Annotated in this window: 9 protein-coding genes; 4 read left to right on the forward strand and 5 right to left on the reverse strand. The window is 69.5% G+C overall.

What is annotated here, in order from left to right; genetic code table 11:
* Both metZ and JWP28_RS09420 read left to right on the forward strand, forming a co-directional pair.
* Positions 1-1,020: O-succinylhomoserine sulfhydrylase (gene metZ, locus JWP28_RS09415; protein ID WP_299542365.1), on the forward strand; the 1,020-nt coding region annotated here is incomplete at its 5' end.
* Positions 1,021-1,107: 87 nt separating this feature from the next.
* Positions 1,108-1,593 (forward strand): hypothetical protein, encoded by a 486-nt coding sequence (locus tag JWP28_RS09420; protein ID WP_299542367.1) that lies wholly within the window; start codon positions 1,108-1,110, stop codon positions 1,591-1,593.
* Between the two features lie 6 nt (positions 1,594-1,599).
* Here the strand turns inward: JWP28_RS09420 and JWP28_RS09425 are convergent, their stop codons facing one another.
* The 5 genes from JWP28_RS09425 to JWP28_RS09445 all read right to left on the reverse strand — a co-directional run bounded on the left by JWP28_RS09425 (position 1,600) and on the right by JWP28_RS09445 (position 6,372).
* The gene (locus JWP28_RS09425) at positions 1,600-2,538 is read right to left on the reverse strand and encodes an Hsp33 family molecular chaperone (protein WP_299542369.1); all 939 of its coding nucleotides are present in this window, start codon (positions 2,536-2,538) and stop codon (positions 1,600-1,602) included.
* 43 nt (positions 2,539-2,581) lie between these two features.
* A complete protein-coding gene (locus tag JWP28_RS09430; protein WP_299542371.1) occupies positions 2,582-3,232 on the reverse strand; it encodes a heme-binding beta-barrel domain-containing protein in 651 nt (216 codons plus the stop codon).
* 36 nt (positions 3,233-3,268) lie between these two features.
* Positions 3,269-4,204: an ornithine carbamoyltransferase gene (argF, locus tag JWP28_RS09435; RefSeq protein ID WP_299542372.1), complete on the reverse strand. Its 936-nt coding sequence runs from the start codon at positions 4,202-4,204 to the stop codon at positions 3,269-3,271.
* Positions 4,201-5,379 (reverse strand): aspartate aminotransferase family protein, encoded by a 1,179-nt coding sequence (locus JWP28_RS09440; RefSeq protein WP_299542380.1) that lies wholly within the window; start codon positions 5,377-5,379, stop codon positions 4,201-4,203. Before JWP28_RS09440 ends, argF begins: the two co-directional genes overlap by 4 nt.
* Before the next feature lie 174 nt (positions 5,380-5,553).
* On the reverse strand, positions 5,554-6,372 hold the full coding sequence (locus JWP28_RS09445; protein WP_299542374.1) for an ABC transporter permease: 819 nt from the start codon (positions 6,370-6,372) through the stop codon (positions 5,554-5,556).
* Positions 6,373-6,596: 224 nt separating this feature from the next.
* On the opposite strand from JWP28_RS09445, the gene JWP28_RS09450 reads away from it, so the two are divergent.
* On the forward strand, positions 6,597-7,097 hold the full coding sequence (locus JWP28_RS09450; protein WP_299542376.1) for a GcrA family cell cycle regulator: 501 nt from the start codon (positions 6,597-6,599) through the stop codon (positions 7,095-7,097).
* Between the two features lie 141 nt (positions 7,098-7,238).
* Positions 7,239-7,997, forward strand: a 759-nt coding sequence (gene xseA, locus JWP28_RS09455; protein ID WP_299542378.1) for an exodeoxyribonuclease VII large subunit, incomplete at its 3' end; no start/stop codon positions are given.

The raw sequence follows: 7,997 nt of genomic DNA on the forward strand, positions 1-7,997 counted from the left end.
TTCATCTACCAGCGCTTCGGCAACCCCACGACGCAGATGTTCGAGGACCGCCTGGCGCTCCTGGAAGGCGCCGATGTCTGCCGGGCGACCGCCTCGGGCATGAGCGCGGTGCACGTGGCGCTGACCGGCCTCTTGAGGGCCGGCGACCACCTGGTGGCGGGCCGCGCCCTGTTCGGGTCCTGCCGCTGGATCATCTCCGAGTGGCTGCCGCGATTCGGGGTCGAGACCACCTATGTGGACGCCACCGACCTGGAGGCCTGGAAGAACGCCGTGCGGCCCAACACCAAGGCCTTCCTGGTGGAAAGCCCGGCCAACCCGCTGCTGGAGGTCACCGCCATCGGCGCGGTCGCCGAGATCGCGCACGCAGCGGGCGCCAAGCTGATCGTCGACAACGTCTTCGCCACCCCGATCTTCCAGAAGCCGCTGGTGCTGGGCGCGGACATCGTCGTCTATTCGGCCACCAAGCACATCGACGGCCAGGGCCGGGTGCTGGGCGGGGCGATCCTGGGCGCCACGGACCTGATGACCGAGGCCTACAAGGACATCCTGCGCCACACCGGACCGGCGCTCTCGCCCTTCAATTCCTGGGTGCTGCTGAAGGGCCTGGAGACGCTGGAGCTGCGCGTGCGCCGCCAGACCGAGAACGCCGGCCGCGTCGCCGACGTCATCGCCTCGCACGGCAAGACCCGGCAGACGATCTTCTGCGGCCGCCCCGACCACCCGCAGGCGGCGATCATCGCCAACCAGATGACCGGCGGCGGCAATGTGGTGGCCTTCGACCTCGGCTCGCGGGAGGCCGCCTGGCGCTTCCTCGACGCCCTACAGATCGTCGACATCTCCAACAACCTGGGCGACGCCAAGTCGATGGCGACGCATCCCTGCACCACCACCCACCGCTCGATGCCGGAAGCCGAGCGGCTGGAGATCGGCCTGACCGAGGGCTGGGTGCGGATGAGCGTCGGGCTGGAAGGCGCCGGCGACCTCAGCCGGGATGTCAGCCGCGCGCTGGACGCGGCCTGACCCTTCGCCCGGCGCCTTGGGCGTGGCATGGTGACGCCCATGGCAAGGACCCGGTTTCCGGCGCTGTGCGCCGCAGCGATGGCAGGTTTGGCGGTTTCCGCCGCGCGCGCCGCCGAGGTGAAGGACCCCGCGCCGCCGGCCATGCTCGACGAAAAGTCGGTGGCCGCCTGGGTAGCGGAGAACCTCAAGGGCGAGGGCTGGGTGCTGGTGAACTTCGACGCCGAGGGCGTGCGCCTGGCGACCCCGAACGGCGTGTCGCTGATGTCGGACGGCCTGGTCGAGACCGACATCCGCCACGAGCTGTTCACGCCGATCCAGCTCAGCGTGGGCGCCGCCCGCTCGGGCCTGGCGCATTGGGCGGTGGACTGCGCCCAGAAGCGCTTCGCCGTGGTTCGCAGCATCGCCTATTCGCACAACAACCTGGTCGGCGAAGTGGCGCGCCGGAAAGGCGACCGGCGGCTGTTTCAGGAGCCTGTCGCCTCGGAAGTCGACACCCTCGACGCCGTCTGCGAGGCGATCCGCACCGGCCACCGCCTGGACGGGCCGGTGGTGAAGCCGGGGAAGGCGTCGTAGCCCGGCTTACTGCGCGGGCGCCGTCTCCAAGTTCTCCGGCGCCACGGCGTAGACCTTGGAGCAGTACTCGCAGGTGACGTGGATCCTTCCGTCGGGCTCGACCATCTGGGCGCGCTGGTCGGGATCGAAGGACTTCAGCACCGTCTCGATGCGGTCCTGGCTACAGCGGCAGAAGGCGCGCAGCGGCTGGGAGCCGAAGACGCGGACCCCGTCCTCGTGGAACAGGCGGAACAAGAGCTGCTGCGAGGACAGCATCGGGTCGATCAGTTCGTCCTCGCCGACCGTCTCGAAGAAGGCCTGGGTGCGGATCCAGGCCTCGGTGGTAGAGCCGCGCGCATCGTCCTCGGCGACCGATTGGATCAGCATGCCGCCGGCCCGCCAGTGCGCGCCCTGGCCCCCACCTTCGCCTTGGGGATCGGCCTGACCCACGGCGAGGCGCACGCGGGTAGGGGTCTGTTCGGACTGGGCGAAGTATTGCTCGGCGCACAGCGCCAGGGTCTCGCCCTCGATGGCGGTGACGCCCTGGTAGCGGTCCATGTCCGGGCCCTGGTCGACGGTCATCATGAAGTGGCCGTCGCCCAGCAGCGATCGGGCGCCCGGGCGGGCGAAGCCCTGGGCGGCCTTGGCCACCGCTTCGGCGTCGAAGCCGCAATAGCCACGCAGGCCGCCCGAGGTGTCGTAGTCGGCGACCACGAAGCGCACCGGCCCGGCGCCCCGCGCCTCGATAATGAGGCGGCCGTCGAACTTCAGGTTGGAGCCCACCAGCGCCGCGAGCGCGCAGGCCTCGCCCAGCAGGTTGGCGACCGGCTCGGGATAGTCGTGGGCGCGCAGGATCGCGTCGACCGCGGGGCCGAGCCTGGCCAGGCGGCCGCGCACGGGCTCGCCCTCGATCTGGAACGCCGTGACGGCGTCGTCGGGAACCGGAGGATTTGGCATCGGCGGCATATAGGGGCGGCTTCCCGTTTTGCGAGCGTAGGGGTCGCGATCCTCAGGCGGGTGTCGCAGCCCGGATCAGCGCCAGCGGATTAGGCGTCGGCTCGCCTACCTTCATCAGCGTGTTGCGGTCGCGGTGGCGGAACGGCGCAGCCTGGCCGCGGACGCTCAGCATGGTGTCGGAGACGTAGCTCCAGCTGCCGTCGGCGTTGAAGGTCACCGTGAGATCGTAGGAGTCGGTGCGGAAGGCGTACTCCAGGAAGGCGGTGGAGGCGATGCCGTACTCGGTCTCGCCGCGCCGGGCGCTAACCGTCAGCCCATTCCCGTCGGGGCTGGCCTTGCCGCCGGCCAACGCCACCTGGCCGCGGGGGATCGCCAGGGTCTGCATGATCAGCCCCGTCGCCGCGTCCCACAGCCAGTAGCCCACCTGGTCGTGGAAGGTGATGTCTTCTTCCTCGGTGTTGATGTGGATGTGGTAGCGCAGGCCGTAGAGCAGCTGCGGGCCGTTGGCCTGCGGATCGATCGGCTGCATCTCGATGCGCTCGATATACTCCCGCCGCTCCGGCCCCTCGGCCTTGGGATTGAGGTCGATGCCCTTGCGGCCCTCCCAGACCCCGGCCAGCCGGCGCAGCGGCCCGAGGTTGGCGAGCGTGTCGGGATCGACGTCTTCCGGCTCGGTGAAGATGTCTTCGGGGAAGGGATTCATTCGCTCAACCCTTGGGAAAAGCCGACCGTCGGCGCCTCAGATCGCGCCGAAACACCAGGCGAGGATGGATTTCTGCGCATGTAGGCGGTTCTCGGCCTCATCCCAAATCAGGCTCTGGGGACCGTCGATCACCTCGTCGGTCACCTCCTCGCCGCGGTGGGCGGGAAGGCAGTGGAGGAAGACGGCGTCGTTCCGGGCGAGGTCCATCAGCTGCTCGTCCACCTGATAGGGCTCCAGCGCGTCCAGCCGCTCGTCGTGGTCGGTGTCGCCCATGGAGACCCAGGTGTCGGTGATCACCACGTCGGCGCCGCGCACCGCTTCGCGCGGGTCGTCGCTGGCGAACACCTGGCCCTGCTCCTGCGCCGCGCGGGCGAGGTCCTGCAGGTCCGGGTGGTAGACGGCGGGACAGGCGATGTTCAGCCGGAAACCAAGCTTCGGGGCGGCGTGGATGAAGCTTGCGCAGACGTTGTTACCGTCGCCGACGTAGGCCAGCGTCTTGCCGGCCACCGGCCCGCGGTGCTCCTCGATGGTCAGCAGGTCGGCCATGATCTGGCAGGGGTGGCTCTTGTCGGACAGGCCGTTGATCACCGGAACGGTGGACGACATCGCCAGGCGCTCGGCGTCCTGGTGGAAGTTCGAGCGCAGCATCACGGCGTCGACCATCCGCGAAAGCACACGGGCGGTATCCTCGATCGGCTCGCCGCGGCCGAGCTGCATGTCGACGGCGTTGGAGATGATCACGTCGCCGCCCAGCTGGCGCATGGCGGCGTCGAACGAGAAGCGGGTGCGGGTGGAGTTCTTCTCGAAGATCATCGCCAGCGTGCGGCCCTCGCCCGGCGCGTCCTCATCGGGACGGCCCTTGGGCCAGCCCAGGCGCGCGGCCTTGCGGCGCTTGGCGTCCTCCAGGATGGCGCGCAGGTCCGAGCCCTCGAGCTTCCAGAGGTCGAGGAAGTGGCGGGGCGGCTGGCTCACGCCGCCGCCTTCGCCTTGGCCCGGGCGGCCTCGCAGGCGCGCTCCAGCTTTTCCATCGCTTCGCTGGCTTCGGCGATGGTCAGGTTGAGCGGCGGCAGCAGGCGCACGCAGTTGTCGCCGCCGCCGGCGATCAGCAGGTGCTCCTCGCGGGCGTGCTGCATGAATTCGCGGTTGGGGGTGGCGAGCTTTACGCCGACCAGCAGGCCCTTGCCGCGGATGTCGACCACCACGTCGGGGAAGCGCTCCTTCAGGCCCGACAGCTGCTGGGTGAAGTAGCCGGCGACTTCGCGCACGTGGGCCAGCAGTTCGGGCTTCACCAGCTCGGCCAGCGAAGCCTCGCCGACCGCCATCGCCAGCGGATTGCCGCCGTAGGTGGAGCCGTGCGAGCCCACGGTCATGCCGCGGCCGGCCTCGGCCGTGGCGAGGCACGCCCCCACCGGGAAGCCGCCGCCGAGCGCCTTGGCGATGGCCATGATGTCGGGCTGCGCCTCGCTCGCCCACTCGTAGGCGAAGAGCTTGCCGGTGCGCCCCAGGCCGCACTGGATCTCGTCGTAGATCAGCAGGGTTCCGGTCTCGTCGCAGAGCTGGCGGATGGCGGTCAGGTCGGCGCCCGGCCAGGACCGCGCCCCGCCCTCGCCCTGCACGGGCTCCAGCAGGATCGCCGCAGTGGTGGGACCCACGGCGGCCTTCAGCGCGTCCATGTCGCCGAACGTCAGGTGGACGAAGCCCGGCAGCGGCGGGCCGAAGCCTTCCAGGTAGCTGGCGTTGCCCGAGGCGTTGACCGCCGCGATCGTCCGGCCATGGAAGGAGCCGTCGAAGCCGATGATGTCGATCCGCTCCGGCTGGCCCTTGGCCCAGTGGTATTTGCGCGCGGTCTTGATGGCGCACTCGATGGCCTCGGCGCCGGAGTTGGTGAAGAACACCTCGTCGGCGAAAGTGGCGTCGGTCAGCGCCTTGGCGAGCTTCTCCTGGCCGGGGATCGTGAAGATGTTGGAGACGTGCCAGAGCTTCTCGGCCTGCGCCTTGAGCACCGCCACCAGCTTCGGATTGGCGTGGCCCAGCGCGTTCACCGCGATGCCGGCCATGCAGTCGAGGTAGGCCACGCCGTCGGTGGTGTAGAGGCGCGCGCCCTCGCCTCGCTCGAACGCCAGCGGGGTGCGGCTGTAGACACCCATGATGTGGTCGCTGGGAACGGTCGCGGGAGACGTCTGCGCGACGCCTGGGGACGCGGTCTTCTCGGTCACCGGAGGAGCCCTCCAAAACGGAAGCATCCCCGCCGCGAAGCGACGGGGACTGGAAGGCTTGGCGTTCTCGTCTTGTAGAGCCGGCGTGTCAACGCCGCGGCGCCATCAGGTTTTGATCTTGTAGCCGGTCTGGAACATCCGCAGGCAGATCCAACCGAAGACCAGGACCAGGGCGGCGGTCATCGCCGCGCCGATCGCCAGCGAGCCTTCCGCGTGGCCGATGAAGCCGTAGCGGAAGCCGTCGATCAGATAGAAGAACGGGTTGAACTTGGAGAACGAGCGGAACGGCTCGGGCAGGCGCTCGACCAGATAGAAGGTGCCCGAGAGGAACGTCATGGGCATGACGATGAAGTTGGTGACCACCGCCATCTGGTCGAACTTCTCGGCCCAGAGGCCGGCCATGACCCCCAGGAAGCCCAGGATCAGCGCCGCGCCGAGGCCGAAGTAGGCCACCGCCCAGAGGTGCGCCACGCCGATGTGGGCGAAGGGCGAGACCGCCAGCCAGGTGACGGCGCCGACCAAGAGGCCCCGCGTCGCCGCCCCTAGCCCAAAGGCCGCGGCGTGCTCGATCGGGGCGAGCGGCGGGGTGAGGAAGTCGCCCATCAGCCCGTTCATCTTGGCCTGCAGCAGGCTCGAGGAGGAGTTGGCGAAAGCGTTGTTGAGGATCTGCATCATGATCAGGCCAGGGGCCACGAACGCGCCGTAGGGCATGCCGTGGATCGGCCGCGCGCCCTGGGCGGCGACCACGAAGACCATCATGTAGAGCAGCGCCGTGACCACCGGAGCCGCGAGCGTCTGGAACCCCACCTTCCAGAAGCGGCGGATTTCCCGCAGGTACAGGGTCCTGAACCCCGCCCAGTTGACCCCATGGTAGTCGCGCGGCTGCGGCGGCAGGACGATTTCGGCGAGCGCCATATCCTTCATGGCCCCTCATGTGCGCCCCCGGCGCGTGACCCGCAAGAGTGCGGCGGGCTGACGCAACATCTAGTTCCTGTGGACGAATGATGGGGCGCCTATTGTGGCCCTTAATGAGTTGTTTACTACTGGTGGTGGTTGGTGGGCAGCGAGATTGCTGGACGCCACAAGATGTTGATCCCGGTCAGGGCGCAAGGGGTTGCGCCGCGGGTTCGCCAAGGTGGGAGGCGCACATGGGCTGGACGGACGAACGGGTCGAACTCCTCAAGAAGCTCTGGCAGGACGGGCTCTCCGCCAGCCAGATCGCAAAGCAGCTGGGCGGGGTCACCCGCAACGCGGTGATCGGCAAGGTCCACCGCCTGGGCCTCTCCGGCCGGGCGACCCCGTCGAAGCCGGCCCGCACCGTCTTCAAGGCGCCGCGCCCCGCCCGCCCGGTCTCTGCGGCCCCTTCCGCGCCGCGCCGCATCGCCGAGCCGGTGGCCCACGCGCCGCATCCCGCGCCGGTGCGCTACGTCGACGAGACGCCGGGCACGGCGACCGTGCTGACGCTAGGCGCCCACATGTGCAAGTGGCCGATCGGCGACCCGTCGCTGGACAACTTCACCTTCTGCGGCCGCCGCGCCGGCGACGGCCCCTACTGCCACGAACACAGCCAGGTGGCCTATCAGCCCGCCCAGTCGAAGAAGCGTTCCGGCCCGAACGAACTCGCCAGGAGCCTTCGCCGCTACATCTGATCCGTTGGGGATGGGGGCGTATCCGGCCCGCGGCGCGAAAGCGCCTAGGCGGGCCGGATGCGCCCTTTTCCTTTTCACCCAGCTCGCCGCCGATGAGAACGCGCAGTTGGGTTTGAACGCGGCGATGGCTACGTTCCCCCCATGAGCGACGTCGTCCCCGACACCACCGCCCCCGACACCGACGCAGCCGGCAACGCCAAGCCCTACTCCGTCTCGGAGCTGGCGTTCGCGCTGAAGCGGACGCTGGAGGACGCTTATGGCTTCGTGCGGCTGCGGGGCGAGATCTCCAAGGCCACCTTCCATTCCAACGGCCACGTCTACCTGACGCTGAAGGACGAGCGGGCGGCGATCGACGGGGTGGTCTGGAAGGGCCAGGTGCGGGGCCTGGCGATCCGGCCCGAGCAGGGCCTGGAGGTGATCGTCACCGGCAAGATCACCGCCTATCCGGCGGGTTCCCGCTACCAGATCGTCATCGAGACCATGGAGGCGGCCGGCGTCGGCGCCTTGCTGGCCCAGCTCGAACGGCTGAAGGGCCGGCTGTCCGCCGAAGGCCTGTTCGCCGCCGAGCGCAAGCAGCCCCTGCCCTTCCTGCCGGCGGTGGTCGGCGTCATCACCAGCCCGACCGGCGCGGTGATCCGCGACATCCTGCACCGCATCCGCGACCGCTGGCCCTGCCGCGTGATCGTCTGGCCGGTGGTGGTGCAGGGCGACGCGGCCGCGGCCCAGGTCGTAGCGGCCATCCGCGGCTTCGAGGCCCTGGAGGCAGGCGGCGCCATTCCGCGCCCCGACGTGCTGATCGTGGCGCGCGGCGGAGGTTCGGTGGAGGACCTCTGGCCGTTCAACGACGAGGCCTTGGCCCGCGCCGTGGCGGCCTGCGTCATCCCGCAGATCGGAAGAGCG

Source organism: Phenylobacterium sp. (genome assembly GCF_028290885.1).
Classification (GTDB): domain Bacteria; phylum Pseudomonadota; class Alphaproteobacteria; order Caulobacterales; family Caulobacteraceae; genus Phenylobacterium.